The following is a 26,326-nucleotide window of genomic DNA, read 5'->3' as shown; positions in this document are numbered from 1 at the left end:
CCCTCACCCCAGAACCGCCGCCACCCCCACCAACACCGGTACTGACACCACCGTCGACAAGAGGACCGACTCCCGGGCCAGGGACTCGGCCACCCGGTAACGGCTGGCGTAGGTGAACAGGTTCTGGGCGGCGGGCAGGGCCGAGGTCACCACCACGTCCAGGAGTGGGGCGCCGTGCAGGTCGAAGACGCCCCGTGCCAGGACCCACGCCACCAGCGGTTGCCCCAGCGACTTCAACGCCACTGACAGCAGGACCAGTTGGCGGTCCCGCCCCCGGCCAGGGGCCGCGCTGCCGTGCAGGGACATGCCGAAGGCCAGGAGGGCCGCCGGGACGGACATGTTGCCGATCAGGGTGAGGGGGTCCAGGACCGGGTCGGGGACCTTCCAGCCTGCCGCCGACACCACGACGCCCGACAGCGAGCCGACGGCTATCGGGTTGCGCAGCGGGGTCAGCAGGCGGCGCCAGAGCGTGCCCTTCTCGCCCATCCCCGACAGGTCCAGGACCGTCAGGGCGACGGGGGTGACCAGGACGACCTGGAAGAGCAGTACCGGTGCCACCAGGGACGCGTCGCCCAGGACGTACGCGGCGATCGGGATGCCGAGGTTGCCCGAGTTGACGTAGCCGGAGCACAGGGCGCCGATCGTGGTGCGGCCCACGCCCCAGCGGCGCAGCGCGCCGATCGCCACGAAGAGCCCGGAGACCGCGGCCGTGCTCAGGGCCGTCACCAGGAGCCGGCTGGAGAACAGCACCGACAGGTCGGCCCGGGCCAGGGTCGTGAAGAGGAGTGCCGGGCCCGCCACGGTGAATGCCAGCCCGGTCAGGACCTCACGGCCCTGGTCGCCGAGCGAGCCGCGCCGCCCGAGTACATAACCCATCCCGATGACGACCGCGATCACCGCGAACCCGCTCAGCACCCCCTGCACGGAGCCCACCCTCCGGCGGAGCAGGGGGGCGGGTCAATGTGATCTCCGCCCGGGTGCGGGCCGACGCGATGAGTTACGGGCGGCTTGCCGGTCTACCGCACGTGGATGAGAGGACACCTGCCGTGCTCGTGCTGCCCGGCCCCGTCACCAGGGACGAAGTGACGGGGCTGTGCGACGACGTACGGGCGCTGCTGGAGGTCACCGGGGCCGGAGTCGTCGTCTGCGACGTGGGCGGGCTGGGGCCGCCCGGCCTGGCGGTGGTAGATCTGCTCGCGCGGCTGGAGCTGGCCGCACGGCGGGCCGGGGGCCGGATACGGCTGCGCGACCCGGACCCCGCCCTACACGCCCTCCTCGATCTCGTCGGGCTCCGCTTCCAGATGGAGGGGGAGGCCGAACAGCGGGAACCAGCGCTGGGTGTCGAGGAAGAAGTGGAACCCGGTCAGCCGGCCGTCTGAGATCTCCAGGACCTGGATCGACCACGGTGTGAAGCCGCCCGCCTCCGGGTCCGGCTTGTACTGGGCGAAGCCCGGCAGCCCGTTGACCTGCACGGGCAGCAGGCGGGAGCCGGCGCAGGCGGCGCCCAGCGTGGTCATGAAGCCGGTGATGTCGTCGTGCCCGGTCAGCCACAGGTCGAACGGCGGCATCGTCATGACGGCGTCCTCGTGCAGCAACGCCGTGAGCGCCGTCATGTCGTAGCCCTCGAAGGCCTTCACATAGCGCTCCAGGAGCTTTTGCTGCTCCTCGTCGAGCGGGTCGGAGACCGCCGCCTCGGCACCGGCCTGCTCCCGCTCGGCGAGCGTCGCCCGGGCCCGCTGCAGCGCGCTGTTGACCGAGGCGACCGTGGTGTCCAGCAGGTCGGCGACCTCGCTCGCCTTCCAGGCCAGCACCTCGCGCAGGATCAGCACCGCCCGCTGTTTGGGCGGCAGTTGCTGCAGGGCCGCCATGAACGCCAGCCGGATCGACTCCTTGGCGACGGCCGCCTCCGCCGGGTCCTCGACCGTCGGCAGCACGCGCGCGTCCGGCACCGGCTCCAGCCAGGTGTTGTCCGGGCGGGGGGCGAGGGCCGCCTGGGCGAGGGGAGTCGAGTCCGTGAGGTCCATGGGTCGGGCCCGCTTGTTCCCGGCCGTCAGCATGTCCAGGCACACGTTCGTCGCGATCCGGTACAGCCACGAGCGCAGGGAGGAACGGCCCTCGAACTTGTCGTAGCTCCGCCAGGCCCGCACCAGGGTGTCCTGCACCGCGTCCTCGGCCTCGAAGGAGGAGCCGAGCATGCGGTAGCAGTACCCGGTCAGCTCGGTCCGGTGCTTCTCCAGTGCGACGTCCAGGTCCGCCGTCGCCGTGCTGTCGCCCATCGTCCACCCACCCCTGTGGCCGTTCTGTTCACGCGCCTTCGCGCTCCAGCACTTCGGAAGCTACCGCAGCACACTGACAATGGCCCCCCGAGCGCACAAAAGCGCAGTTCAGACCGGTTGCTTCATGAAGTTGAGCGGACCTGGCGCCGACTCAGTGCGCCGCCACCAGCTGCCGCCGGGCCGCCACCTGGGCCGCCCGCGAGCCGAGGACCGTGATCGTCACGACGCCCAGCACCGCCAGCAGCCCGACGCCGACCGTGCCGGCCCAGCCGCCCGAGTGGAAGGCCATCGCGCCGACCGTGCTGCCCGCGCTGGAGCCGACGTAGTACGCGGACTGGTAGAGGGCCGAGGCCTGGGCGCGGCCGCGGGTCGCCGTCTTGCTGACCGCCGAGGAGGCGACCGCGTGCCCCGCGAAGAAGCCCGCGGTGATCAGGACCAGGCCCAGCAGGACCAGGGGCAGGGAGTCCGCCAGGGAGAGCAGCAGGCCCGCCGCCGTCGTACCGCCCGCCAGGTACAGCGCGCCCCGGCGGCCGAGTCGGCCCACCAGACGGCCCGCGGTCGACGCCGACACCGTGCCCACCAGGTACACCAGGAAGATCGAGCCGACGATGCCCTGCGGGAGGGAGAAGGGGGCCTCCGTCAGCCGGTACCCGATCACCGTGTACACGCCGCCGAACACCGTCATGAACAGCGCGCCGATCGCGTACAGGCGGCGCAGCAGCGGGTCGGAGAGGTGGTCGCGGACCGTGCCGAGCAGGACGCGCGGGCGCAGCGAGCCGGGCCTGAAGTGCTTCGGTGCCGGCAGCAGCAGCCGGAACGCCACCGCGCAGGCCACCGCGATCGCGCCGATCACACCGACGGCCACTCGCCAGCCCCACTCCTGCGCGACCCAGCCGGTGATCACCCGGCCGCTCATCCCGCCGACGCTGTTGCCCGCCACGAACAGCCCGATCGCCGTGACCAGCGCCTTCGGCCGGACCTCCTCGGCCAGGTACGCCGTCGCCGAGGCCGGCAGACCGGCCAGCGCCGCGCCCTGCACAGCCCGCAGCACCACCAGCGCGCCGATCGACGGCGCGAACGGCACCAGCAGCCCGACGCTCACCGCGACCGCCAGCGAGGCCGTCATCACCGTACGGCGGCCGAAGCGCTCCGACAGGGCGCTCATCGGCAGCACGAACAACGCCAGACCGCCGGTCGCGGCCGCCACCGTCCAGCTCGCCTCGCTCGCCGCGACCCCGAACTCCCCGGAGATCAGCGGCAGCAGGGCCTGCGTGGAGTAGAGGAGAGCGAAGGTCGCGACTCCGGCGAGGAAGAGGGCGAAGCTCATCCGGCGGTAGCCGGGGCCGCCCGGCGCCATGCGGGAGTCGGACGCGGAGTCGGAGGAACGGACGGGCGAAACGGCGTCCACGCTGGTGGACGCCCCGGTACTGGCGGGAGACATGCCTCGAAGCTACGTTCGGCTGCGCTCATCCGTCCAATGCATGGATTCGCCATAATCGTTCCCATGGTGCATCAGCAAAGCTCACAGGCGCGACTGTCACCGTCCAGTGACACAGAAGACATGGCTGAGATGTCGAGGTTGCTCGCGCCCCGCCTCGCCTACTTCGCCGGCGTCGCCCGTACGGAGCACGTCACCCGCGCCGCCCACGAGATGAACGTCCCCCAGTCGACCCTCTCGCGCGCGATGGCCCGCCTGGAACAGGACCTGGGCGTCGACCTGTTCGCCCGCCACGGCCGTACGGTCTCCCTCACCACCGCCGGCCGCACCTTCCTAGCCTCCGTCGAACGCGCCCTCGCCGAGGTCGAGCGCGCCGCCGAGGAGGTCCGCGCCGACGCCGACCCGGCCACCGGCAAGGTCGCCTTCGGCTTCCTGCACACCATGGGCGCCGAGACGGTACCGGGCCTGCTGCACGCCTTCCGCGCCGACCACCCGCGCATCCGCTTCAGCCTGGTCCAGAACTACGGCGAGGCGATGCTGGAGCGCCTGCGCGCAGGAGAGCTGGACCTCTGCCTCACCTCTCCGGTCCCCGACGCGCCCGACCTCGTCGCCCGCCGCCTGGACGAGCAGAAACTCCGCCTGGTCGTCCCCGCCGACCACCGCCTGGCCGCCCGCCGCCGCATCCGCCTGGCCGAGGCGTCGGACGAAACCTTCGTCACCCTGGAACCCGGCTACGGCCTCCGCCGCATCACCGATGACCTGTGCAAAGAGGCGGGCTTCCGCCCGAGAGTCGCCTTCGAGGGCGAGGAGGCAGAAACCCTGAGGGGCCTGGTGGCAGCGGGCCTGGGCGTCGCCCTCCTGCCCCCGCCGACGGTCCCGAGACCGGGCGTCGTGGAACTGACGGTGACGGCGCCGAGAGCGGCCCGCGAAATCGGCGTCGCATGGCTGGCCGACCGCCCGGACACACCCCCTGTGGCAGCCTTCAAGAAGTTCCTGCTTTCCAGAAGAGGGAATCTGCTCCCCACCTAGGGGCGCGGGGCTGCGTTGGATTTACGGCTCCGCCGCGTGGGCGCGACAAGCCACAAAGCACCCGCAGACCGAACACAACCGAAGCCCCCACCCCCTACCGTCTCAGCGACTTACCGAACCCCGCAGCCAAGGGCATCCGCAAACCAATCGGCGGCGGAGCAGCCAGCGCGTCCTCCACAGGCCGCGACACCGAACACCCGAACAACGCCCCCATCACGAAGTCCACCGCAAGACTCAGCACTTCGTCCCGGTGCTGGTGCAACCCATGACCATCGGAGTGCACTTCGAACCTGCACACATCCCGGTTCACCTTCTTCGCCCGAGCCGCCAGCCGGAACGACAGCTCGGGATCGGTGCGTTCGTCGTTCGTGCCGTGCACGACCAGCACCCGCCGCCCCACCAGCTGCTTCACCGGCTCGGCGGCCGCGGCCACGTCCTCCTCCGGCAGCCAGGGCGCGAGCGCGACGACCGAGTTCACCGCCTCGTGCCCGCCGGCCCGCAGCGCCGCCCGTCCGCCCATGCCGAGTCCGACCAGACACACGGGAACGTCCCCGTACCGCCGTACGACCTCGTCGGCGGCCCACTCCGCGTCCCCCGCGAGATGCGCTTCGCTGCCGTTCCAGCCCCGGTAGCGGTAGTGGACGGTATGGACAGCCAAGCCCTCCGCGCGGCCCGCGCGGGCGAACCTGCGGCCGAGGGAGCGGACGAAGGACGTCGCCTGGAGGGGTGACGGCCTGCGGGCGGAGACCTCCTCGCCCCCGGGGAGCAGCAGCACCGCTCCGCTCACCGACGTCGGCTCCGGGCCGACTGCCTTTCCCAGCCTGGCCGTTCGGACCGGCGTCGCTTGCTGTCCCATGACAGAACAGTGTCAGAAGCGACGGTGTACGAAACCCGTCCGTGCGGTCACCGTTAAATATCGACGGAAAAGTACATGCCGTACACCGGCTCTCTACGCGCGTAGGCGCTACAGTGCGGAAATGACGAGCCAGACTGCACCGACTGGGACCGTCCCGACGCACGTCCCGACGCCGGACCAGATCCGCCGGGCCCCCAAGGTTCTGCTGCACGATCATCTCGACGGCGGGCTCCGCCCCGGAACCGTCGTCGAACTCGCCCAGGAGGCCGGCTACTCCCAGCTCCCCGAGACCGACCCCGACAAGCTGGGCATCTGGTTCCGCGAAGCGGCCGATTCCGGCTCGCTGGAGCGGTATCTGGAGACCTTCTCGCACACCGTCGGCGTCATGCAGACCCGGGAGGCGCTCGTCCGGGTCGCCCGGGAGTGCGCCGAGGACCTCGCCGAGGACGGGGTCGTCTACGCGGAGGTGCGGTACGCCCCTGAGCAGCATCTGGAGGGCGGGCTGAGCCTCGAAGAGGTCGTCGAGGCGGTCAACGAGGGCTTCCGGGAGGGCGAGCGGCTCGCCCGGGAGAACGGCCACCGCATCCGGGTCGGCGCCCTGCTGACCGCCATGCGGCACGCGGCCCGCTCCCTGGAGATCGCCGAACTCGCCAACCGCTACCGGGACCTGGGCGTGGTCGGCTTCGACATCGCCGGCGCCGAGGCCGGCTACCCGCCCACCCGGCACCTGGACGCGTTCGAGTACCTCAAGCGCGAGAACAACCACTTCACCATCCACGCCGGCGAGGCCTTCGGGCTGCCGTCCATCTGGCAGGCGCTGCAGTGGTGCGGCGCCGACCGGCTCGGGCACGGGGTGCGGATCATCGACGACATCGAGGTCCGTGACGACGGCTCGGTGCGGCTCGGGCGGCTGGCCTCCTACGTCCGCGACAAGCGCATCCCGCTGGAGCTGTGCCCCAGCTCCAACCTGCAGACCGGGGCCGCCTCCTCCTATGCCGAGCACCCGATCGGGCTGCTGCGGCGCCTGCACTTCCGGGCGACGGTCAACACCGACAACAGGCTGATGTCGCACACCAGCATGAGCCGGGAATTCGAGCATCTCGTCGACGCGTTCGGTTATACGCTCGACGACCTCGCATGGTTCTCCGTCAATGCGATGAAATCAGCGTTCATTCCTTTCGATGAACGGCTGGCGATGATCAATGACGTGGTCAAGCCCGGATATGCAGAGCTGAAATCCGAGTGGCTGTTCCAGCAGACCGCCTCCACCAGCGGTTCTTCCGGATCTGAGGGGTAGCGGCGAGGCGAACGGCGGCACGGAATGCGGACGGGCTTTCACAAGTCGTCCGCATTTCGGTGTTTGCGGGCGGCGGTCCGGCATGTTTACGGTCGTGGACCGCTCAGAGCGTTTGTTATCTCCTGTCTCCGCATTCAAGGACGCATTCACCATGAAGCAGTCTGCTGCCAAGACCCTCGGTGTCGCCGCCCTCGGTGCCGCCTTCGCCGCCGTCGGTGCGGGCGCGGCCAACGCGGCCCCGGCCGTCCCCGACGCCACGCAGGCCCTGGACTCCGTCACCCAAACCTTGCCGGCCCAGAACGTCGGACAGGCGCTGCCGGGCGCCGGTCAGGCGCTCGCCCAGGGGCAGGGTGCCCTCGGTGCCGGGCTGGCCGCCGCGCAGCCGACCGTCCAGAAGGTCCTCGCCGACGGCCCGACCGCGCCGGCCGCCGGCCTGCTCGGCGGACTGCCGCTGCAGGGCCTGCCCACGCACGGCGTGCCGGTGAACGGCATCCCGCTCGGCTGACATCCGTCGCGCGCACGACGCCGCTGGGGCGCCCCGGAGAGGTCCGGGGCGCCCCAGCGGCGTTCGCGTGCCCGGACTCACCAGGCGGTGGCCTTGGCCTTGTCCTCCGCCGGCAGCAGGATCCACAGCGCTATGTAGAGCAGGAACTGCGGGCCGGGGAGCAGGCAGGAGAGCAGGAAGACGACCCGCATCGTCGTCGCGGAGGTGCCGAAGCGCCGGGCCAGCGCGGCGCACACTCCGCCGATCATGCGGCCGTGGGTGGGGCGGGCGAGGCTGGACATCTGCGGCTCCTTCGTGAGCGTCGGGTGAGGCTCTCCGTCGATCGCCTCAACTGTCTTCCACGGTACGGAGACGAAGGGGACGAAGCGTCGCTCTACGGGGCGATCCCGACCCTGGGAATCGTCGGGGTACGACCCTGAGGGAGGTCCTCCTGGACGGTGACCGGCTCCGCCTCGTGGGGTTCGCGCTCGCCCCGGCGCCGCAGCCAGGCCCGGCCCGCCGGCACCACGGCCAAGTGGGCCAGGATCACGCCCACGGTGTTCAGCAGCAGCGAGTCGACGTCCACGACCCTGCCGGGCACCCCCGTCTGCAGCAGGGCTATGCCCAGCGAGATCAGGGCGCCCGTGGCCGCCGTACGGACCAGGGAGGTGAGCGGGGAGACGTCGAGCCTGCCGGACATCGGCAGCAGCACACCCAGCGGCGCGAGCAGCGCCAGCCCCTCGCCGAGGCGTCTGGCGGCCTCGGGCCAGCCCAGCGCCAGATCGGCCCGGATACCGGCCAGCGGGCGCAGGTTGGCGGGCATCACCCAGGGGACGTCCAGGGGGCGCAGCATCAGCCAGGCGACGAGCCCGAGGTGCGCGACGAGGAGGACACCCCCTGTCACACGGATGCGGATCGCGGCACTGCCGCCGATGGAGCCATGACGCTGCACGCCCCCCAAGACGCACCCCTGTGCACGATCGGTTCCGCATCCGTCACGCGGATGCACATGAGGTGTCCGCCACACCCACCCGTGCGCGGCCGACAGGACCTAGCCCGCCGTGACCTCGCTGGACGGCGGCTCGGTCGTTCCCGGGCGGTTGCGGACGTCGTCGGTGCACTCGTAGCGGCGCAGCGGGGCGGTGCCCGGGCCGCCCAGGACGACCGAACCGTCGCCCTCGGTCGCCGCCGAGTCGGACAGCGTGCACACGAGCTGGGCGAGGGCGTAGGAGGTGAGCTGTTCCGGCGCGGTGCTCAGCCTGAGCGTGTCGCCCGGGTCCTTCCGGCCCGGCCCGGTCACGCTCAGGCCGCCCGGCACGTACGTCGTGTAGCCCGCCGCCTTCTGCCCGGCCGACGGGGACGCGGCGAGCTGGTCCAGCAGGCCCTGCGCCACGATCACCCGGCGCCGCTCGTCCGGGGTGCCCTCCGGGACCCGGACGGTCCGGTCGACGGCGACCAGGGACGAGCCGCACAGCAGGAAGACCTGCACGGCCACCCCTTGCGAGGACTGCGTCGACACACCGGGCCCGGACGGCGTGCACGGCACCCGCGAGGGCGCCCCGCCGAAGTCCGTCGGCACCTCGGTGGGCCGGATCCCGCACCCGGTGAGCAGCGCGGCCAGGAGGGGCGCCGCCAGCAGGCTGCGTACGGTCCCTGCTCTCATGACCCCTCCTTCCCGGAATTCCCGACCTCGTCGTCCTTGGTGCCCTCGCCGTTCTCCTCCGTCAGCCGCGAGGCGTCCCGCGGCAACCGCAACGTGAACACCGCACCCCCGTCGGGTGAGTTGGCCGCGGTGATCTCACCGCCGTGGATGTGGGCGTTCTCCAGGGCGATGGACAGGCCCAGGCCGCTGCCCTCCGAACGCGGCCGGGAGGCGCTGGCCTTGTAGAAGCGGTCGAAGACGTGCGGCAGGACGTCCTCGGGGATGCCGGGCCCGTGGTCGCGCACCGCGATGACCAGGTCCTCCCCGTCGATGCGCACCGACACCCGCACCGGCGACCCGCCGTGCTTGAGCGCGTTGCCGATCAGGTTGGCCAGTATGACGTCCAGGCGGCGCGGGTCGAGGCGGGCGTGGGCGCCGCGCTCGGCGTCCAGCTCCACGGCGTCCAGCCAGGCACGGGCGTCGATGCAGGCGGTGATCTGGTCGGCGATGTCGACGTCGTCCAGGACCAGTCGGGCGGTGCCCGCGTCGAAGCGGGTGACCTCCATCAGGTTCTCGACCAGGTCGTTCAGCCGCCGTGTCTCGCTGACCACCAGCCGCACGGCCGGCTCGATCATCGGGTCGATGCTCCCGGCGTCCGCGTCCAGCTCCTCCTCCAGCACCTCCGTGACGGCGGTGATGGCGGTCAGCGGCGTCCGCAGCTCGTGGGACATGTCGGCCACGAAGCGCCGGGACGCGTCGTCCCGCGCAGCCATGTCGGCGACCCGTTTCTCCAGCGCCTCGGCCGCGTTGTTGAACGTCCGTGACAGATCGGCGAGTTCGTCCGTGCCCGAGACCCTCAGCCGGGTGTCCAGCCGGCCCTCGCCGAGCCGCCGGGCGGCCACCCCGAGCCGGTGCACCGGCTTCAGCACGGTCGTGGCGGCGGCCTGCGCGAGCAGCGCCGAGCCGATCAGCGCGAGACCCGTCGCGATCCCCAGCGACCAGGCCAGCGAGTTGAGGTCCTTGGCCTCCGGCTCCAGCGACTTGGCCATGTAGCCCGTCGGACCGCCGCCGATCAGCCGGGTGCCGGCGACCAGATACGGCGTGCCGTGGTTGTCGACCCGCTGCCAGTACAGGTGGTACGGCGACTCGTTGGAGCCGGTCACCTGCTGCCGCTTGTTCACCGCGGTGCGCAGCGAATTCGGCACGTCCTCCAGCGCGAAGCCGTTGATGCCGCCCGAGTTGCCGTACACCGTGTCGCCGCTCGGGTCCTGGGCGACCAGCAGCACGCTGAAGCGCTGGCTGCTGCCGGCCATCTGGCCCGCCACGTGCTGCAGTTCGTCCTGCGAGGGGTGCACCGGCAGTGCGCCCGCCCGGTTCTGCATCTCCTGCTGGAAGTCGCGCAGCACCGCGTCCTGGGCGCGGGTGAGCACGGCCTCCCGGTTCAGCCAGTACGCGATGCCCGACGCCGACACCGCGGCGGTGAGCGCGACCAGACCGAAGACGACGACCAGTCGCAGCCTGAGGCTGGTGAACCGCAGCCGCGACAGACTTCCCTTGCGCCCTGCGGCCCAGCCGCGCAGCCCCCCTTGCGTATCGGTCACTGAGGAGCGTCCAGGCGGTAGCCGACACCACGGACGGTACGGATCAGGGTCGGGGACGAGGGCACGTCCTCCACCTTGGCGCGCAGCCGCTGCACACACGCGTCCACCAGGCGCGAGTCGCCCAGGTAGTCGTGCTCCCACACCAGCCGCAGCAGCTGCTGCCGGGACAGCGCCTGACCGGGCCGCCGGCTCAGTTCCAGCAGCAGTCTCAGCTCGGTCGGCGTGAGCTGCAGGTCCTCGCCGTTCTTGGTGACGGTCATCGCGGACCGGTCGATGACCAGGCTGCCGAAGGCCGCCGAGTCGCTGGACTCGCGTTCGCCGCGGCGCAGTACGGCCCGGATCCGGGCGTCCAGCACGCGGCCCTGCACCGGTTTCACGACGTAGTCGTCGGCGCCGGACTCCAGTCCCACGACCACGTCGATGTCATCGTTACGGGCGGTCAGCAGGATGATCGGCAGCTGGTCGGTGCGCCGGATGCGCCGGCACACCTCGAACCCGTCGATGCCGGGCAGCATCACGTCCAGCACGATCAGATCCGGTCGCTGCTCACGCAGCAGCTTCAGACCGTCCTCACCGCTGGCAGCGGTGGCCACCCGGTGACCCTGGCGCGTCAGTGAGAGCTCCAGGGCCGTGCGGATGGCGTCGTCGTCCTCGATCAGCAACAGGGAAGGCACGGGCTCATTCTGGCCCATGGACGGGCTCCCGTACGACCTGCCGACACCATGCTCTCCCTACCGCCACCTCCTGTGCGCGCTCTGTGACGGCCCTGGGCCGGACCCCTGTGACAGGTCTGTGACAGTCGGCGGACACGGCCATGAAGGTCGCTCGGCAAGCTTTTCGGCACAGGCAAGGAAGTAACGCCGAGCAAGCCGGACACCGGAAGTCCACGACGGGGGAGCGCGAGATGAACACGCTGCACAGCATCAGCACCAGCGCAGTGGTCACGCGTCTGCACGACGTGCACCGGGGTTCCGAGAAGTCCGGCGCCGTGAGCGGGCGGGGGTGCGCTCGCGGCGCCGGGCGTCAGCACACCGGTTACATGACGGTGGTTGACGCGTACACGGGGGAAACGCACGGGGGATCCGCGTACAGGGAGGACTCGGGGGAGCGCCGCTCGCTGACCGAGGCGGAGTTCACCGCCTACGTCCAGGAGCGCCGCGCCTCCCTGTACGCCACCGCCTACCACCTGACCGGTGACCGCTTCGAGGCCGAGGACCTGCTGCAGAGCGCGCTGTTCTCGACGTACAAGGCGTGGGACCGGATCAGCGACAAGGCGGCGGTCGGCGGCTACCTGCGCCGCACCATGACCAACCTGCACATCAGCGCCTGGCGGCGCCGCAAGCTCAACGAGTACCCGACCGAGGAACTGCCGGAGACCGTCGGCGAGACGGACGCGATGCGCGGCACCGAGCTGCGCGCGGTCCTGTGGCAGGCGCTGGCCCGGCTGCCCGAACTCCAGCGCACCATGCTGGTCCTGCGCTACTACGAGGGCCGCACGGACCCGGAGATCGCGGAGATCCTCGACATCAGTGTCGGCACGGTGAAGTCCAGCATCTGGCGGTCGCTCCGCCGGCTGCGCGAGGACGAGGTCCTCAGCTTCGGCCGTGACGAGGAGGACGCCTTCGGCGAACTGGTCGCCTGAAGGCTCGGGGGGAACGACGGGGGACCAACGGGGGACCACTGGGGGGTGGGCCCACGGGGGAAACGGGGAAACAGGGGGGAGCACGGGGGAGTACCGAGAAGCGGGACTGGAGGGCCGGGGGTCCGTCCAGTCCCGCTTTGCGTGCTCGCGTGTTCTGTTACGCCGCCGTCTGCTGCCGCGCGTGCCGCCCCGCGGCGGCGGCCGCCAGCCGGCCCAGCGCCTCGTCCCGGTCGCAGGGGTGAGCGCCCAGCGCGACCTGGCGGGTCACGATCGACCGCTCCGCGCGCATCAGCCGCCAGCCGCGGCGCAGCAGGAACGGGACCGACTTGCGGCCCTCCTTGAGGTCGCGCAGGAAACGCCGGCGGAAGGTGGTGGCCGGGCCGCGGGTCAGGCACAGCGCGTCCGCCAGCACGCCCAGTTCACGGCAGCGTTCCACGATCTCCGCGGCGAAGATGCCCTCCGCGATGAACAGCGGGGTGCGCCCGATGTGCAGCGTCTCCTCGCCGCTACGGGCGCTCAGCGAGATGTCGTACACCGGTACCGGCGTCGACCCGGAGGCGCACAGGCGGGTGATGGCCTCGACGGCGACGTCCGCGTCCCACGACTCCGGGTGGTCCCAGTCGATGTCCGAACTTCCGTCCACCAGCGGCAGCGTCGGGTCGTCGCCCTCCTTGTAGAAGTCGTCGAGGCGCAGGACGGGGAGCCCGGAACGGGCGGCGACGAGTGACTTGCCCGAGCCCGAGGGGCCGCACAGCAGCACGACGCGGGCGGGGGACGGGGGATGAATGCTCACGGAACACCAGTTTGACGCATGGTGGGCCGCCTGCCGACCCCGCGGGTCGGCTTTTGAGCGTGACCCTCACCTCAACTACCCTGTGTGCTGACCTCATTACCCTGCACACCAGAAGGTGGCACCAGCGATGGCCCGACACGCTTCCCCCCAGCACCCCACCGCGCGGCGCGCCCTGATCGCCCTCGCGACCGCAGGCGCGGCCCTGGGCGCGGGCGCGGCGACGGCGCACGCGGCCGCCGCCCCGGTCCTCGACGTGCCGTGGCGTCCCACCTCGCTCGGCAACGTCGACCCCGACGCGGGCCTGACGGCCCTCACCGGGACGGTCGGCTACGTCACCGGCCCGGTCGCCGACCTCAAGCCCAACCCGCTCGCCGGTACCGGCGTCGACCCGCTGAACAACGGCGTGGGCACCCAGGTCGCCGACTTCAAGCCGGTCGGCACGCAGATGCTGACGGGTCCGGTCGCGCAGGCCAAGTCGCTGAGCGCGGTGCCGGGCGTGGGTCTGGTGACCGGTCTGCTGGGCGGCGGTACGGGCGCCCCGCTGGGCTGAACTCCGACCGGCACGAGGAGAGCCGCGCCGCCCCCGGACGGAGGGGTGGCGCGGCTCTCCGGCTCTGCGGGGCCGTCAGGTCGTCAGGTCGTCAGGTCGTCAGTACGACGAACCCGACGCGCCCAGCGAGCCCGTGGGGTGCCAGACCGTCTTGGTCTCCAGGAACGCCGTCATGCGGTCGATGCCAGGAGTTGCCGACCAGTCGTCCACAGGCTGTGGACGAAGGACGCGCTTCAGGTTGTCGGCCGCGGCGATCTCCAGCTCCTTCGCCAGGACGCCGTCGGCGCCGGCGAGGTCGATCGCGTTGACGTCCTGGTGCGCGGCCAGCGGGGCCGCGATCTCCGCCGTACCGCCGGAGAGGACGTTGACCACACCGCCGGGCAGGTCCGAGGTGGCCAGCACCTCGCCCAACGACAGAGCGGGGAGCGGGGACTTCTCGCTCGCGATCACGATCGCCGTGTTGCCGGTCGCGATCACCGGGGCGATCACGGACACCAGGCCCAGGAAGGAGGACTCCTGGGGGGCGAGGACGACCACGACGCCCGTCGGCTCCGGCGAGGAGAGGTTGAAGAACGGGCCCGCCACCGGGTTCCCGCCGCCCACGACCTGGGCGATCTTGTCGGTCCAGCCGGCGTACCAGACCCAGCGGTCGATCGCGGCGTCCACCTGGGCGGCGGCCTTCGACTTGGACAGGCCCTCCGCGTCGGCGACCTCGCGGACGAACTGCTCGCGACGGCCCTCCAGCATCTCCGCGATGCGGTAGAGGATCTGGCCGCGGTTGTACGCGGTCGCGCCGGACCAGCCGCCGAACGCCTTGCGGGCGGCGACGACCGCGTCACGGGCGTCCTTGCGGGAGGACCGGGGAGCGTTGGCCAGCCAGTTGCCCTTGGAGTCCGTCACCTCGTACACCCGGCCGCTCTCGGAACGCGGGAACTTCCCGCCGACGTACAGCTTGTAGGTCTTGAAGACCGACAGCCGCACGTCGGTCTTTTCCGTCTTCTCAGACATCGAGGTACGCCTCCAGGCCGTGACGACCGCCCTCGCGGCCGAAGCCCGACTCCTTGTAGCCGCCGAACGGCGAGGTCGGGTCGAACTTGTTGAACGTGTTGGACCAGACGACGCCGGCGCGCAGCTTGTTCGCGACGGCCAGGATCCGGGAACCCTTCTCGGTCCAGATGCCGGCGGAGAGGCCGTACTGGGTGTTGTTGGCCTTGGCGACGGCCTCGTCGGGCGTGCGGAAGGTCAGGACCGACAGCACCGGGCCGAAGATCTCGTCGCGGGCGATGGTGTGCGCCTGGGTGACGTTCGTGAACAGCGTCGGGGCGAACCAGTAGCCGGAGGTCGGCAGTTCGCAGGCGGGGGACCAGCGCTCGGCGCCCTCCGCCTCGCCCTGCTCGACGAGCGAGGTGATGCGGGAGAGCTGCTCGGCGGAGTTGATCGCGCCGATGTCGGTGTTCTTGTCCAGCGGGTCGCCGAGACGCAGGGTCGACAGGCGGCGCTTGAGGGAGTCCAGCAGCTCGTCCTGGATCGACTCCTGGACCAGGAGGCGGCTGCCCGCGCAGCAGACCTGGCCCTGGTTGAAGAAGATGCCCGTGACGATGCCCTCGACGGCCTGGTCGATCGGGGCGTCGTCGAAGACGATGTTGGCGCCCTTGCCGCCCAGTTCGAGGGTGAGCTTCTTCTTCGTGCCCGCGACCGTGCGGGCGATCTCCTTGCCCACGGCCGTGGAGCCGGTGAAGGCGACCTTGTTGACGTCCGGGTGCCCGACGAGCGCGGCGCCCGCGTCGCCGTAGCCCGGAAGGATGTTGACGACACCCTTGGGCAGGCCCGCCTGGCGGCAGATGTCCGCGAAGAACAGCGCGGAGAGCGGGGTGGTCTCGGCGGGCTTGAGGACGACCGTGTTGCCGGTCGCCAATGCCGGGGCGATCTTCCACGCCAGCATCAGCAGCGGGAAGTTCCAGGGGATGACCTGGCCCGCGACGCCCAGCGGGCGCGGGTTCGCGCCGAAGCCCGCGTGGTCGAGCTTGTCCGCCCAGCCCGCGTAGTAGAAGAAGTGCGCGGCGACCAGCGGGAGGTCCGCGTCGCGGGTCTCCTTGATCGGCTTGCCGTTGTCCAGCGTCTCCAGGACGGCCAGCTCGCGGCTGCGCTCCTGGATGATGCGGGCGATGCGGAACAGGTACTTGGCGCGCTCGGAGCCCGGCAGCGCCGACCACTTCTCGAACGCCTTGCGGGCGGCCTTCACCGCACGGTCGACGTCCGCCTCGCCGGCCTGGGCGACCTCGGAGAGGACCTCCTCGGTGGACGGCGAGACCGTCTTGAAGACCTTGCCGTCGGCCGCCTCCACGAACTCGCCGTCGATGAACAGGCCGTAGGAAGGGGCGATGTCGACGACGGAGCGGGACTCGGGCGCCGGTGCGTACTCGAATGCGGTGGTCATCTTTTCCTTGGCCATGGTGATCAGTCCACCGTCACGTAGTCGGGGCCGGAGTAGCGGCCGGTGGCCAGCTTCTGACGCTGCATCAGCAGGTCGTTCAGGAGCGAGGAGGCGCCGAAGCGGAACCAGTGGTTGTCCAGCCAGTCCTCGCCCGCGGTCTCGTTGACCAGGACCAGGAACTTGATGGCGTCCTTGGTGGTGCGGATGCCGCCGGCGGGCTTCACGCCGACCTGGACGCCGGTCTGGGCGCGGAAGTCGCGCACCGCCTCCAGCATCAGCAGGGTGTTGGCGGGGGTCGCGTTCACGGCGACCTTGCCGGTGGACGTCTTGATGAAGTCCGCGCCCGCCAGCATGCCCAGCCAGCTCGCCCGGCGGATGTTGTCGTACGTGGACAGCTCGCCGGTCTCGAAGATGACCTTCAGGCGGGCGCTCGTACCGCAGGCCTCCTTCACGGCGACGATCTCGTCGTACACCTTCAGGTACTTGCCCGCGAGGAACGCGCCCCGGTCGATGACCATGTCGATCTCGTCGGCGCCCGCGGCGACGGCGTCACGGACGTCGGCGAGCTTCACGTCGAGGGCGGCACGGCCGGCCGGGAAGGCGGTGGCGACCGAGGCGACCTTGACGCCGGAACCGGCGACGGCCTCCTTGGCGACGGCCACCATGTCGGGGTAGACGCAGACGGCCGCCGTGGTCGGGGTCGTCCGGTCCGTCGGGTCCGGGTGGACCGCCTTGGCGCCGAGCGCCCGGACCTTGCCCGGGGTGTCCGCGCCTTCCAGCGTCGTCAGGTCGACCATCGAGATGGCGAGGTCGATGGCGTACGCCTTCGCGGTGGTCTTGATGGAACGGGTGCCGAGAGACGCGGCGCGCGCCTCCAGGCCGACCGCGTCGACGCCGGGCAGCCCGTGGAGGAAGCGGCGCAGCGTGCTGTCGGACGCGGTGACGTCAGCGAGAGCGTGTGCTGTGGGTGCAGTGGGCATGGTCACCAGACGAGCATATCTACGCGCGTAGCGGCTGTATAGCCCCGGGTGCTCATTGCCTGGTTGTCGATCACGGATGAGCGCCGGTACGGGGGCGCGTAGCTGCGCTTGCGGCGGCGTCGTGCAGAATCGGGAGCATGACGACCCCGGACCACCAGTCGGCCACCGCCAAGGACCTGACCTACCGCTCGCCCATGGCGCTCATGGCCGGTGTGCTGCTGCTCGCGCTGGCCGCCTGGCTGGGCTTCGACGCACTGGTCCGCGGCGCCGGGCGCACCCCCTGGATCGCACTCGCCGCGCTGATCCTGGTCGTCCCGCTGGTGATCGCCTTCACCCTGCGGCCGGCGGTCTTCTCGGGCGAGGACCGGCTGCGGGTGCGTAACCCCTTCCGGGTGATCACCCTGCCCTGGGGGGAGGTCGCCTCCCTGCGCTCCGGCTACACCAACGAGGTCATCGACAACTCCGGCACCAAGTACCAGCTGTGGGCCATCCCCGTGTCGCTGCGCGCCCGTAAGAAGGCCGCGCGCCAGCAGAGCCGGGCAAAGGCGGCGGCCAAGGGCGAGGGGAGCTCCATGGGCCCAGGGCCCGGCGGCTTCGGCCTCTTCGGCGGCCTCGGCGGCCACGACGGGCCGACCCGCGCCGAGACCGACCAGATCATGGACGACCTGCGCGCCGCCCAGGAGCGGCGCGGGCAGGCCAAGTCGGCGCAGGGCGAGGTGACCGTGCGCTGGGCCTACGAGGTGATCGCGCCCGTGGCCGCCGGGGCGGTGCTGCTGGCGGTGCTGCTGGCGATCGGGTGAGGGCGGCCGCCGGGGCCTGACCCCCAGCCCACTCACAGTCGTACGGGTCATCATCGGCTACCGCTGCGCGCAACCGCCGGGACCGCAACCCGCCGTGCCGTCCGACCGTCTGGAAGTCCAAGAACCCCAGCCCTGGGCAGCCCCTGCCGTTGCCCGAGTCCCGCCTTCCCGACGGCCGGCCTTCCTGGGACGGTGAGCGGGCGCGCCGGTGAGACGACAGCGAGGGGCTGTGGTTCAACGGGCTGCGCGGCATCCGGCACAACTGGGACGACCTGAGGAAGGTCGAGTGCGTGGGCACCGAGCTGACGCTGGGCAGTCGGCAGGCAGCCTTCACCCAGTGGTCGGCGTACGCGCCGCGCAGCGAGGAGAGCGGCCGGGGCTGCCCGCTGTGGCCGCTCGCGGTGGTGCCGGCCGTGGTGTGGACCGCGGCCATCGTGCTCCTCCCGCAGGCCGGTGCCCACGTACGACGGAGGGGTGCCCCTGGAGTCAGGGGCACCCCTCCGTCGCAGGTGAACGTCGTAGGTGAACTCAGATGCCGGCGGCGGCGGACAGGTCCCACTTGATGGCCGCGAGCAGCTCGGCCGCGCGGGTGTGGGCTGCCGGAAGGCCGGCGTGGTCCGCGACCGGTACCACGACCTCCAGGTAGCACTTCAGCTTCGGCTCGGTGCCGCTCGGGCGGACGATCACCCGGGCGCCGTCGAGCGTGTAGCGCAGGCCATCCGTGGGCGGCAGCTTGTCCGTGCCCTTGGTGAGGTCCTCGGCCCGCGTGATCGACAGGCCCGCCAGCTCGGTCGGGGGCTGCTCGCGCAGGCGGCGCATCGCGTCCGAGATGACGGAGAGGTCCTGGACGCGGACCGACAGCTGGTCGGTGGCGTGCAGGCCGTGCTCCACGGCCAGGTCGTCCAGCAGGTCGAGGAGGGTGCGGTCCTGCTCCTTGAGGGCCGAGGCCAGCTCGGTGATCAGGAGCGCGGCGGTGATGCCGTCCTTGTCCCGGACGCCCTCCGGGTCCACGCAGTAGCCGAGGGCCTCCTCGTAGCCGTAGCGCAGGCCGTCCACGCGGGCGATCCACTTGAAGCCGGTGAGGGTCTCCTCGTACGGGAGGTTCGCCTTCTCGGCGATGCGGCCGAGGAGGGAGGAGGAGACGATCGACTCCGCGAAGGTGCCGGTGGCGCCGCGGGCCACCAGGTGGGCGGCGAGCAGCGCGCCGACCTCGTCGCCGCGCAGCATCCGCCAGGCGTCCCCGCCCTTGACGGCCACGGCGCAGCGGTCGGCGTCGGGGTCGTTGGCGATGACCAGGTCCGGGTCGGTCGCGCGGGCCTGCGCGAACGCCAGGTCCATCGCGCCCGGCTCCTCCGGGTTGGGGAAGGCGACCGTCGGGAAGTCCGGGTCCGGGTCGGCCTGCTCGGCGACCAGCACCGGCTCGGGGAAGCCGGCGCGGGCGAACGCGGCCAGCAGAACGTCCTTGCCGACACCGTGCATCGCCGTGTAGACCGTGCGGGCGGTGCGGGGGGAGCCGGGGGCGAGGACCGCGTCCGTACGGGCCAGATAGGCGTCCAGGACCGCGTCGTCCAGGGTCTCCCAGCCGGTGTCCGGGCGGGGGACGTCGTTCAGCGAGACGATCGCGTCGATCTCGGCGGCGATCTCCGCGTCCGCCGGCGGGACGATCTGGGAGCCGTCGCCGAGGTAGACCTTGTAGCCGTTGTCCCGGGGCGGGTTGTGGCTGGCGGTGACCTCCACGCCCGCGACCGCGCCCAGGTGCCTTATCGCGAAGGCCAGGACGGGGGTCGGCAGGGGACGGGGGAGGACGGCCGCGCGCAGGCCGGCGCCGGTCATGACGGCGGCGGTGTCCCGGGCGAAGTCGGCGGACTTGTGGCGGGCGTCGTAGCCGATGACGACGAGGCCGCCGGTCTGGCCGTTCTTCTTCAGGTAGGCGGCGAGGCCGGCGGCGGCGCGGATGACCACCGAGCGGTTCATGCGCATCGGGCCGGCGCCGAGTTCACCTCGCAGGCCGGCCGTGCCGAACTGGAGGGTGCCGCTGAAGCGGGCGGAGAGTTCGGTGACGTCCCCGGCCTCGATCAGCTTGGCCAGTTCGTCGCGGGTCTCCGGGTCCGGGTCCTCGGCGAGCCATGCGCTGGCCTTGGCGATGAGATCGTCGTGCACCTTGGGATCAACCTCTCCGTGTTTGCCTCGTCCACTGGGGGCTCCGCCCCCAGACCCCTGTTTCCCACCCGCCCCCCGAATCTGTTGGAAAGCAGGCGGATGGGCTCAGCGGCGTTTACAGCCTGCCCAGCACCTGCGTCAGAAGCTGTCCCATTCGCGCCGCCGAGTCGCGGCCCGCCTGGAGGACCTCCTCGTGGTTGAGGGGCTCGCCGGTCATGCCCGCCGCGAGGTTGGTGACCAGGGAGATACCCAGCACCTCGGCGCCGGCCTCACGGGCGGCGATCGCCTCCAGGACCGTGGACATGCCGACCAGGTCCGCGCCGATCACACGGGCCATGCGGATCTCGGCCGGGGTCTCGTAGTGCGGGCCGGGGAACTGCGCGTAGACGCCCTCCTCCAGGGAGGAGTCGATCTCCTTGCACAGGGCGCGCAGACGGGGGGAGTAGAGGTCCGTCAGGTCGACGAAGTTGGCGCCGACGATCGGGGACGTGGCCGTCAGGTTGATGTGGTCGCTGATCAGGACCGGCTGGCCGGGGCGCATGCCCTCGCGCAGGCCGCCGCAGCCGTTGGTGAGGACCACGGTCTTGCAGCCGGCGGCGACGGCCGTGCGGACGCCGTGCGCGACGGCGGCCACGCCGCGGCCCTCGTAGTAGTGCGTGCGGCCCAGGAAGACCAGGGCGCGCTTGTCACCGAAGGAGTACGAGCGGATCTTGCCGCCGTGCCCCTCGACGGCCGGCGGCGGGAAGCCGGGCAGCTCGGTGACCTGGAACTCGGCGTCGGGTGCGCCCAGGGCGTCGACGGCCGGAGCCCAGCCGGAGCCCATCACGAGGGCGACGTCGTGGGTCTCGGCGCCGGTGAGTTCGCGCAGGCGCGCGGCGGCGGCGTCGGCGGCGGCGTAGGGGTCGCCCTGGATGTCGTCCGGAAGAAGAGATGCGTTCACGCCGATGAGGGTAGCCGGTCTTCGCCTACGCGCGTAGATGACAGACCTCACGGGAATGCTTTCGTTGTCTTGTCGTTTCCGACGAAGCGTGGGCAAAGCCGCAGCAAGGCCGCTGTCCGGCCGGCCTCAGCAGGGGCGCTTGCGGAGTTCCATCACATAGTCGTGGGGCGCCCCCGCCGATTCGGCCGCGTCCGCGATCTCCCCCAGGTACCGGGCCGAGGGCAGGCCGCCCTCGTAGGCGTTGAGGGCGTACGTCCATGCCGACTCCTCGCCGTCCAGGGTGTGCACCCGGACCCGGACCCGGCGGTAGATGCCGAGGCCGACGCCCTCCCAGCGGTCGAGGGACTCCTCGTCCATGGGCGCGATGTCGTACAGGCCGACGAAGACCTGGGCGCCGGGCTCCTCGACGATCGTCGCCAGCGCGCCCTCCCAGCCCAGCTGTTCGCCGCCGAAGGTCAGCCGCCAGCCGTTCAGCCAGCCGATGGCGCGCAGCGGGGAGTGCGGGGCGCGGCGGGACATCAGCCGCGCTTCGAGGTTGCAGGCGTACGCGGCATAGAGCGACATGGGGAGAGGGTACGGCAGGAGAAACTCCTGACTCTCCCGTTCTCTCCCGTTCTTTTCCGTACCGGAGACAGCCGCCCGCCGCCCCCCGGGCAGTAGCACCTTGAAGCGTGCGGGACAATGGGGTACGTGACTCGGATCGTGATCATCGGTGGCGGACCCGGCGGATACGAAGCGGCGCTGGTCGCCGCTCAGCTCGGTGCGGAGGTGACCGTCGTCGACTGCGACGGTCTGGGCGGAGCGTCGGTGCTGACCGACTGCGTGCCGTCGAAGACCCTTATCGCTACGGCCGAGGTGATGACCACCTTCGACTCCTCGTACGAGGAGCTGGGGATCATCGTCGCCGACGACACCCCGCCGCTGGAGCAGGCGGCCCGGGTGGTGGGCGTGGATCTGGGGAAGGTCAACCGCCGTGTGAAGCGGCTCGCGCTCGCCCAGTCGCACGACATCACCGCGTCCGTCACGCGGGCCGGCGCCCGGGTCATGCGTGGCCGCGGCCGGCTGGACGGCATGCAGGCCCTCGACGGTTCCCGCAAGGTCGTCGTCAGCACCGCCGACGGCACCGAGGAGACCCTCACCGCCGACGCAGTCCTCATCGCCACCGGTGGCCACCCGCGCGAGCTGCCCGACGCCCAGCCCGACGGCGAGCGCATCCTCAACTGGACCCAGGTCTACGACCTCACCGAGCTGCCGGAAGAGCTGATCGTGGTCGGCTCCGGTGTGACCGGTGCCGAGTTCGCCGGTGCCTACCAGGCGCTCGGGTCCAAGGTGACCCTGGTGTCCTCGCGCGACCGCGTGCTGCCGGGTGAGGACCCGGACGCCGCCGCCGTCCTGGAGGACGTCTTCCGGCGCCGCGGCATGAACGTCATGGCCCGCTCCCGCGCGCAGTCCGCCAAGCGCGTCGGCGACCGGGTCGAGGTGACCCTGGCCGACGGCCGCGTCATCACCGGCTCGCACTGCCTCATGGCCGTCGGCGCCATCCCGAACAGCGCGGGGCTCGGGCTGGAGGACGCGGGCGTGAAGCTGCGCGACTCGGGCCACATCTGGACCGACAAGGTCTCGCGTACGACCGCTCCCGGCGTCTACGCGGCCGGTGACGTGACCGGTGTCTTCGCCCTCGCGTCCGTCGCCGCCATGCAGGGACGTATCGCCATGTACCACTTCCTCGGCGACGCGGTGGCCCCGCTGAACCTGAAGACGGTCTCCTCCAACGTCTTCACCGACCCCGAGATCGCCACCGTCGGCTACAGCCAGGCGGACGTGGACGCGGGCAAGATCGACGCCCGGGTCGTGAAGCTGCCGCTGCTGCGCAACCCGCGCGCCAAGATGCAGGGCATCCGGGACGGCTTCGTGAAGATCTTCTGCCGGCCGGGTACCGGGATCGTCGTGGGCGGTGTCGTGGTGGCGCCGCGCGCCTCGGAACTGATCCACCCCATCTCGATCGCCGTCGACAACAATCTGACGGTCGAGCAGATCGCGAACGCCTTCACGGTGTACCCCTCCCTTTCGGGGTCGATCGCGGAGGTGGCACGGCAGCTGCACACCCGCAAGGCGGGCGTCGAGGCCTGACGGCCGGACCCGGCTTTCCCGCTGGTCAAGGGGAGTTGTCGAGCATGCGTGCGACATGGGCGGGGAGATTAGGCCCTATACCACTTCCCGTCCTGCCGTACGAACAACTTCTGTTATTCGGCGCAAACTGCTGAAAGCAGACGGTCGTTGGGGTTACTGTCAGTTTCGTGTTCGCTGCAGAACGTCGCCAATTGATCCTCGAAATGGTGCGAGCGAACGGGGCCGTGTCGCTCCGTGAACTCGCCCGCGTCGTCCAGACCTCCGAAGTGACCGTACGGCGGGACGTGCGCGCACTGGAGGCAGAAGGACTCCTCGACCGCCGGCACGGCGGTGCGGTATTGCCGGGCGGGTTCACGCGGGAGTCCGGCTTTCCGCAGAAGTCCCATCTCGCGACCGCCGAGAAGACGGCCATCGCCGATCTCGCCGCGGGACTCGTCGAAGAGGGCGAGGCCATCGTGGTCGGCGCGGGTACGACCACGCAGGAGCTGGCCCGCCGGCTCGCGCGGGTGCCCGGGCTGACCGTCGTCACCAACTCCCTTCTGGTGGCACAGGCGTTGGCCCACGCCAACCGCGTGGAGGTCGTGATGACCGGCGGCACCCTGCGCGGCTCCAACTACGCCCTCGTCGGCTCCGGAGCGGAGCAGTCCCTGCAGGGGCTGCGGGTGTCGAAGGCGTTCCTCTCGGGGAGCGGCCTGACCGCGGAGCGGGGGCTGTCCACGTCCAACATGCTCTCGGCGTCCGTCGACCGTGCGCTGGTGCAGGCCGCGGCAGAGGTCGTGGTCCTCGCCGACCACACCAAGCTGGGTACGGACACCATGTTCCAGACGGTGCCGACCGATGTCATCACCCGGCTGGTCACCGACGAGCCGCCCGCGCACGACGATCGCGCCGCCACGGAGTTGCAGGCTCTCGCGGATCAGGGGGTGCAGATCGCTGTCGCGGGGGCGAGCAGCCCTCCGGGGGGTGAGCAGTTGCCAGCGGCGCGTCAGCGGGGTCTGCCTGGGCCCCGGCGGGGGCAGGGCGGGTTGCGGGGGATGCTCGGGGAGCAGTCGCCAGGCGTTGAGCGGGGTCGGGTGGCTGACCTTCGTCGGCGCTGAGGTTCGTTCGCCTATTCGCCGTAGGGCTTGTGGCGTGTGGGCGGGTGCGGGTTCGAGGTGGCTGGTCGCGCCCCGCGGCGGAGCCGCTAATAGATGCAGCCCCGCGCCCCTGGGTAGGTTGCGCCCAGACGACTCAAATAGCGGACGCCCGGCAGAGTCTTTGTCCACCGGGCGTCGCTCAGAGTCCTGACGTCAGTCCTTGATCTCGCAGATCGCGGCGCCGGACGTCACCGAGGCGCCTACCTCGAAGTTGAGGCCCTTGATGGTGCCCGCCTTGTGGGCGTTGAGGGGCTGTTCCATCTTCATGGCCTCGAGGACGACCACCAGGTCGCCTTCCTTGACCTCCTGGCCCTCCTCGACCGCGACCTTCACGATCGTGCCCTGCATCGGGGAGGCGAGGGTGTCGCCGGAGGCCACCGGGCCGGACTTCTTGGCCGCGCGGCGCTTCGGCTTGGCGCCGGCCGCGAGGCCGGTGCGGGCCAGGGACATGCCCAGGGAGGCCGGGAGGGAGACCTCCAGGCGCTTGCCGCCGACCTCGACGACGACCGTCTCGCGGTTCGTCTCCTCCTCGGCCTCGGCCTCGGCGGGGGTCGCGAACGGCTTGATCTCGTTGACGAACTCCGTCTCGATCCAGCGGGTGTGGACCGTGAAGGGCTCGGCGGAACCGGTCAGCTCCGGGGCGAACGCCGGGTCCTGCACGACCGCGCGGTGGAACGGGATCGCCGTCGCCATGCCCTCGACCTGGAACTCCTCCAGGGCGCGGGCGGCCCGCTCCAGGGCCTCCTTGCGGGTGCGGCCGGTGACGATCAGCTTGGCGAGCAGGGAGTCCCAGGCCGGGCCGATGACCGAGCCGGACTCCACGCCCGCGTCCAGGCGGACGCCGGGGCCGGACGGCGGGGTGAACTTGGTGACCGTGCCGGGAGCCGGGAGGAAGTTGCGGCCCGGGTCCTCGCCGTTGATCCGGAACTCGAACGAGTGTCCGCGCAGGGCGGGGTCGTCGTAGCCCAGCTCCTCGCCGTCGGCGATACGGAACATCTCGCGGACCAGGTCGATGCCGGCGACCTCCTCGGTCACCGGGTGCTCCACCTGGAGGCGGGTGTTCACCTCCAGGAAGGAGATCGTGCCGTCCTGGCCGACCAGGAACTCACAGGTGCCGGCACCCTCGTACGCGGCCTCCTTCAGGATCGCCTTCGAGGCGCGGTACAGCTCGGCTACCTGCTCCTCGGAGAGGAACGGCGCCGGGGCCTCCTCGACCAGCTTCTGGTGGCGACGCTGCAGGGAGCAGTCACGGGTGGAGACCACGACCACGTTGCCGTGCTTGTCGGCCAGGCACTGGGTCTCGACGTGGCGGGGGCGGTCGAGGTAGCGCTCGACGAAGCACTCGCCACGGCCGAAGGCGGCGACCGCCTCGCGGACCGCCGACTCGTACAGCTCCGGGACCTCTTCGAGGGTGCGGGCGACCTTCAGGCCGCGGCCGCCGCCACCGAAGGCGGCCTTGATGGCGATCGGCAGGCCGTGCTGCTCGGCGAAGGCCACGACCTCCTCGGCACCGCTCACCGGGTCGGGCGTACCGGCCACCAGGGGGGCGCCGGCGCGCTGGGCGATGTGACGGGCGGCGACCTTGTCACCCAGGTCGCGGATGGCCTGCGGGGGCGGGCCGATCCAGATCAGACCGGCGTCCAGGACCGCCTGCGCGAAGTCGGCGTTCTCCGAGAGGAAGCCGTAGCCCGGGTGGATCGCGTCCGCACCGGACTCGCGAGCGGCGTTCAGCACCTTCTCGATGTCCAGATAGCTGGTGGCGGGGGTCTCACCACCCAGGGCGAACGCCTCATCCGCGGCGCGGACATGCAGAGCGTCCCGGTCCGGGTCGGCGTAGACGGCCACGCTCGCGATCCCGGCATCCCGGCAGGCCCGGGCAACGCGGACAGCGATTTCGCCACGGTTGGCGATGAGCACCTTGCGCACGATTGAGGCTCCCTCCTTGAAACAAGCCGAGTTTAGGGACTGCCGACACGGCACTTCGACCCGTCCCCAATGGTGAGCTTGCCCACACGGAGCGTGATACGAGGCTCGCTCGACCCGCGAAATCCCTTGTCGCACCTCGGTACGCAGGACTCCTCCGGAAAACCCTAGCCCCGTCATGTGGTCAAGGTCTCTGTGAGAGCGTGCTGCGGCCC

The 26,326-nt window shown here is 71.2% G+C and carries 26 protein-coding genes; 9 read left to right on the top strand and 17 right to left on the bottom strand.

Annotated features, from left to right (window positions below; translation table 11 throughout):
* Nucleotides 1–3: 3 nt before the first annotated feature.
* Nucleotides 4–924: an AEC family transporter gene (locus tag ACFY3C_RS28265; RefSeq protein ID WP_390772712.1), complete on the bottom strand. Its 921-nt coding sequence runs from the start codon at nucleotides 922–924 to the stop codon at nucleotides 4–6.
* Between the two features lie 68 nt (nucleotides 925–992).
* Here ACFY3C_RS28265 and ACFY3C_RS28260 point away from each other — a divergent pair, with 68 nt between their 5' ends.
* Nucleotides 993–1,379, top strand: coding sequence for an STAS domain-containing protein (locus ACFY3C_RS28260; RefSeq protein WP_390772786.1), 387 nt, complete (start codon nucleotides 993–995; stop codon nucleotides 1,377–1,379).
* Here the strand turns inward: ACFY3C_RS28260 and ACFY3C_RS28255 are convergent.
* Nucleotides 1,263–2,276: a sigma-70 family RNA polymerase sigma factor gene (locus tag ACFY3C_RS28255; RefSeq protein ID WP_386579117.1), complete on the bottom strand. Its 1,014-nt coding sequence runs from the start codon at nucleotides 2,274–2,276 to the stop codon at nucleotides 1,263–1,265. The genes ACFY3C_RS28260 and ACFY3C_RS28255 overlap by 117 nt on opposite strands.
* Before the next feature lie 151 nt (nucleotides 2,277–2,427).
* A complete protein-coding gene (locus ACFY3C_RS28250) occupies nucleotides 2,428–3,717 on the bottom strand; it encodes an MFS transporter (RefSeq protein WP_390772711.1) in 1,290 nt (429 codons plus the stop codon).
* Nucleotides 3,718–3,780: 63 nt separating this feature from the next.
* Here ACFY3C_RS28250 and ACFY3C_RS28245 point away from each other — a divergent pair, with 63 nt between their 5' ends.
* Nucleotides 3,781–4,743, top strand: a complete 963-nt coding sequence (locus ACFY3C_RS28245; RefSeq protein WP_390772710.1) for a LysR family transcriptional regulator — start codon at nucleotides 3,781–3,783, stop codon at nucleotides 4,741–4,743.
* Nucleotides 4,744–4,837: 94 nt separating this feature from the next.
* Here ACFY3C_RS28245 and ACFY3C_RS28240 read toward each other — a convergent pair whose 3' ends face one another.
* Complete coding sequence (locus ACFY3C_RS28240; protein WP_386579122.1) at nucleotides 4,838–5,599, bottom strand: alpha/beta hydrolase; 762 nt, start codon at nucleotides 5,597–5,599, stop codon at nucleotides 4,838–4,840.
* A 121-nt stretch (nucleotides 5,600–5,720) separates the two neighbouring features.
* On the opposite strand from ACFY3C_RS28240, the gene ACFY3C_RS28235 reads away from it, so the two are divergent.
* Together ACFY3C_RS28235 and ACFY3C_RS28230 are read left to right on the top strand one after the other, a co-directional pair.
* Nucleotides 5,721–6,896 carry an adenosine deaminase gene (locus ACFY3C_RS28235; protein ID WP_390772709.1) on the top strand — a complete coding sequence of 392 codons (1,176 nt, stop codon included), beginning with the start codon at nucleotides 5,721–5,723 and terminating at the stop codon, nucleotides 6,894–6,896.
* Nucleotides 6,897–7,047: 151 nt separating this feature from the next.
* Nucleotides 7,048–7,401, top strand: a complete 354-nt coding sequence (locus ACFY3C_RS28230; protein WP_390772708.1) for an ATP-binding protein — start codon at nucleotides 7,048–7,050, stop codon at nucleotides 7,399–7,401.
* A gap of 77 nt (nucleotides 7,402–7,478) precedes the next feature.
* Here the strand turns inward: ACFY3C_RS28230 and ACFY3C_RS28225 are convergent, their stop codons facing one another.
* The 5 genes from ACFY3C_RS28225 to afsQ1 all read right to left on the bottom strand — a co-directional run bounded on the left by ACFY3C_RS28225 (nucleotide 7,479) and on the right by afsQ1 (nucleotide 11,297).
* Complete coding sequence (locus ACFY3C_RS28225; RefSeq protein WP_389186524.1) at nucleotides 7,479–7,682, bottom strand: PspC domain-containing protein; 204 nt, start codon at nucleotides 7,680–7,682, stop codon at nucleotides 7,479–7,481.
* A 92-nt stretch (nucleotides 7,683–7,774) separates the two neighbouring features.
* Complete coding sequence (locus ACFY3C_RS28220) at nucleotides 7,775–8,332, bottom strand: VanZ family protein (RefSeq protein ID WP_390772785.1); 558 nt, start codon at nucleotides 8,330–8,332, stop codon at nucleotides 7,775–7,777.
* Nucleotides 8,333–8,431: 99 nt separating this feature from the next.
* Nucleotides 8,432–9,043 carry a hypothetical protein gene (locus ACFY3C_RS28215; protein ID WP_390772707.1) on the bottom strand — a complete coding sequence of 204 codons (612 nt, stop codon included), beginning with the start codon at nucleotides 9,041–9,043 and terminating at the stop codon, nucleotides 8,432–8,434.
* Nucleotides 9,040–10,623: an ATP-binding protein gene (locus tag ACFY3C_RS28210; RefSeq protein ID WP_390772706.1), complete on the bottom strand. Its 1,584-nt coding sequence runs from the start codon at nucleotides 10,621–10,623 to the stop codon at nucleotides 9,040–9,042. Before ACFY3C_RS28210 ends, ACFY3C_RS28215 begins: the two co-directional genes overlap by 4 nt.
* On the bottom strand, nucleotides 10,620–11,297 hold the full coding sequence (gene afsQ1 / locus ACFY3C_RS28205; protein WP_179851543.1) for a two-component system response regulator AfsQ1: 678 nt from the start codon (nucleotides 11,295–11,297) through the stop codon (nucleotides 10,620–10,622). Before afsQ1 ends, ACFY3C_RS28210 begins: the two co-directional genes overlap by 4 nt.
* A 230-nt stretch (nucleotides 11,298–11,527) precedes the next feature.
* On the opposite strand from afsQ1, the gene ACFY3C_RS28200 reads away from it, so the two are divergent.
* Nucleotides 11,528–12,265, top strand: coding sequence for a SigE family RNA polymerase sigma factor (locus ACFY3C_RS28200; RefSeq protein WP_386579134.1), 738 nt, complete (start codon nucleotides 11,528–11,530; stop codon nucleotides 12,263–12,265).
* Between the two features lie 157 nt (nucleotides 12,266–12,422).
* Here ACFY3C_RS28200 and ACFY3C_RS28195 read toward each other — a convergent pair whose 3' ends face one another.
* Nucleotides 12,423–13,058, bottom strand: coding sequence for a uridine kinase (locus ACFY3C_RS28195; RefSeq protein ID WP_390772705.1), 636 nt, complete (start codon nucleotides 13,056–13,058; stop codon nucleotides 12,423–12,425).
* Nucleotides 13,059–13,185: 127 nt separating this feature from the next.
* On the opposite strand from ACFY3C_RS28195, the gene ACFY3C_RS28190 reads away from it, so the two are divergent.
* Nucleotides 13,186–13,608: a hypothetical protein gene (locus tag ACFY3C_RS28190; RefSeq protein ID WP_390772704.1), complete on the top strand. Its 423-nt coding sequence runs from the start codon at nucleotides 13,186–13,188 to the stop codon at nucleotides 13,606–13,608.
* Nucleotides 13,609–13,707: 99 nt separating this feature from the next.
* Here ACFY3C_RS28190 and ACFY3C_RS28185 read toward each other — a convergent pair whose 3' ends face one another.
* From ACFY3C_RS28185 to deoC, 3 genes are read right to left on the bottom strand one after another with little or no spacing between them, the layout of a single operon-like run.
* On the bottom strand, nucleotides 13,708–14,616 hold the full coding sequence (locus tag ACFY3C_RS28185) for an aldehyde dehydrogenase family protein (RefSeq protein WP_390772703.1): 909 nt from the start codon (nucleotides 14,614–14,616) through the stop codon (nucleotides 13,708–13,710).
* Nucleotides 14,609–16,045, bottom strand: a complete 1,437-nt coding sequence (locus ACFY3C_RS28180) for an aldehyde dehydrogenase family protein (RefSeq protein ID WP_389186504.1) — start codon at nucleotides 16,043–16,045, stop codon at nucleotides 14,609–14,611. The genes ACFY3C_RS28185 and ACFY3C_RS28180 overlap by 8 nt, the downstream gene beginning before the upstream one ends.
* 20 nt (nucleotides 16,046–16,065) lie before the next feature.
* Nucleotides 16,066–17,022 (bottom strand): deoxyribose-phosphate aldolase, encoded by a 957-nt coding sequence (deoC, locus tag ACFY3C_RS28175; RefSeq protein WP_386579375.1) that lies wholly within the window; start codon nucleotides 17,020–17,022, stop codon nucleotides 16,066–16,068.
* Nucleotides 17,023–17,159: 137 nt separating this feature from the next.
* Here deoC and ACFY3C_RS28170 point away from each other — a divergent pair, with 137 nt between their 5' ends.
* Nucleotides 17,160–17,822: a PH domain-containing protein gene (locus tag ACFY3C_RS28170; RefSeq protein WP_390772702.1), complete on the top strand. Its 663-nt coding sequence runs from the start codon at nucleotides 17,160–17,162 to the stop codon at nucleotides 17,820–17,822.
* A 528-nt stretch (nucleotides 17,823–18,350) separates the two neighbouring features.
* Here the strand turns inward: ACFY3C_RS28170 and ACFY3C_RS28165 are convergent.
* The 3 genes from ACFY3C_RS28165 to ACFY3C_RS28155 all read right to left on the bottom strand — a co-directional run bounded on the left by ACFY3C_RS28165 (nucleotide 18,351) and on the right by ACFY3C_RS28155 (nucleotide 21,486).
* The gene (locus ACFY3C_RS28165) at nucleotides 18,351–19,982 is read right to left on the bottom strand and encodes a phospho-sugar mutase (protein ID WP_390772701.1); all 1,632 of its coding nucleotides are present in this window, start codon (nucleotides 19,980–19,982) and stop codon (nucleotides 18,351–18,353) included.
* Between the two features lie 115 nt (nucleotides 19,983–20,097).
* A complete protein-coding gene (locus tag ACFY3C_RS28160; protein ID WP_386579150.1) occupies nucleotides 20,098–20,922 on the bottom strand; it encodes a purine-nucleoside phosphorylase in 825 nt (274 codons plus the stop codon).
* A gap of 126 nt (nucleotides 20,923–21,048) precedes the next feature.
* On the bottom strand, nucleotides 21,049–21,486 hold the full coding sequence (locus ACFY3C_RS28155; protein ID WP_386579152.1) for a gamma-glutamylcyclotransferase: 438 nt from the start codon (nucleotides 21,484–21,486) through the stop codon (nucleotides 21,049–21,051).
* Nucleotides 21,487–21,603: 117 nt separating this feature from the next.
* Between ACFY3C_RS28155 and ACFY3C_RS28150 the strand changes: the two genes are divergently transcribed.
* Together ACFY3C_RS28150 and ACFY3C_RS28145 are read left to right on the top strand one after the other, a co-directional pair.
* On the top strand, nucleotides 21,604–23,052 hold the full coding sequence (locus ACFY3C_RS28150; RefSeq protein WP_386579153.1) for an NAD(P)H-quinone dehydrogenase: 1,449 nt from the start codon (nucleotides 21,604–21,606) through the stop codon (nucleotides 23,050–23,052).
* A gap of 167 nt (nucleotides 23,053–23,219) precedes the next feature.
* Nucleotides 23,220–24,149, top strand: a complete 930-nt coding sequence (locus tag ACFY3C_RS28145) for a DeoR/GlpR family DNA-binding transcription regulator (RefSeq protein ID WP_386579155.1) — start codon at nucleotides 23,220–23,222, stop codon at nucleotides 24,147–24,149.
* 192 nt (nucleotides 24,150–24,341) lie between these two features.
* Here the strand turns inward: ACFY3C_RS28145 and ACFY3C_RS28140 are convergent, their stop codons facing one another.
* On the bottom strand, nucleotides 24,342–26,114 hold the full coding sequence (locus tag ACFY3C_RS28140) for an acetyl/propionyl/methylcrotonyl-CoA carboxylase subunit alpha (RefSeq protein ID WP_386579157.1): 1,773 nt from the start codon (nucleotides 26,112–26,114) through the stop codon (nucleotides 24,342–24,344).
* Nucleotides 26,115–26,326: the final 212 nt, after the last annotated feature.

The sequence above is a fragment of the Streptomyces sp. NPDC001410 genome (genome assembly GCF_042895235.1).
Lineage (GTDB): Bacteria > Actinomycetota > Actinomycetes > Streptomycetales > Streptomycetaceae > Streptomyces.
This window is presented reverse-complemented; position numbering and strand designations above follow the sequence as displayed.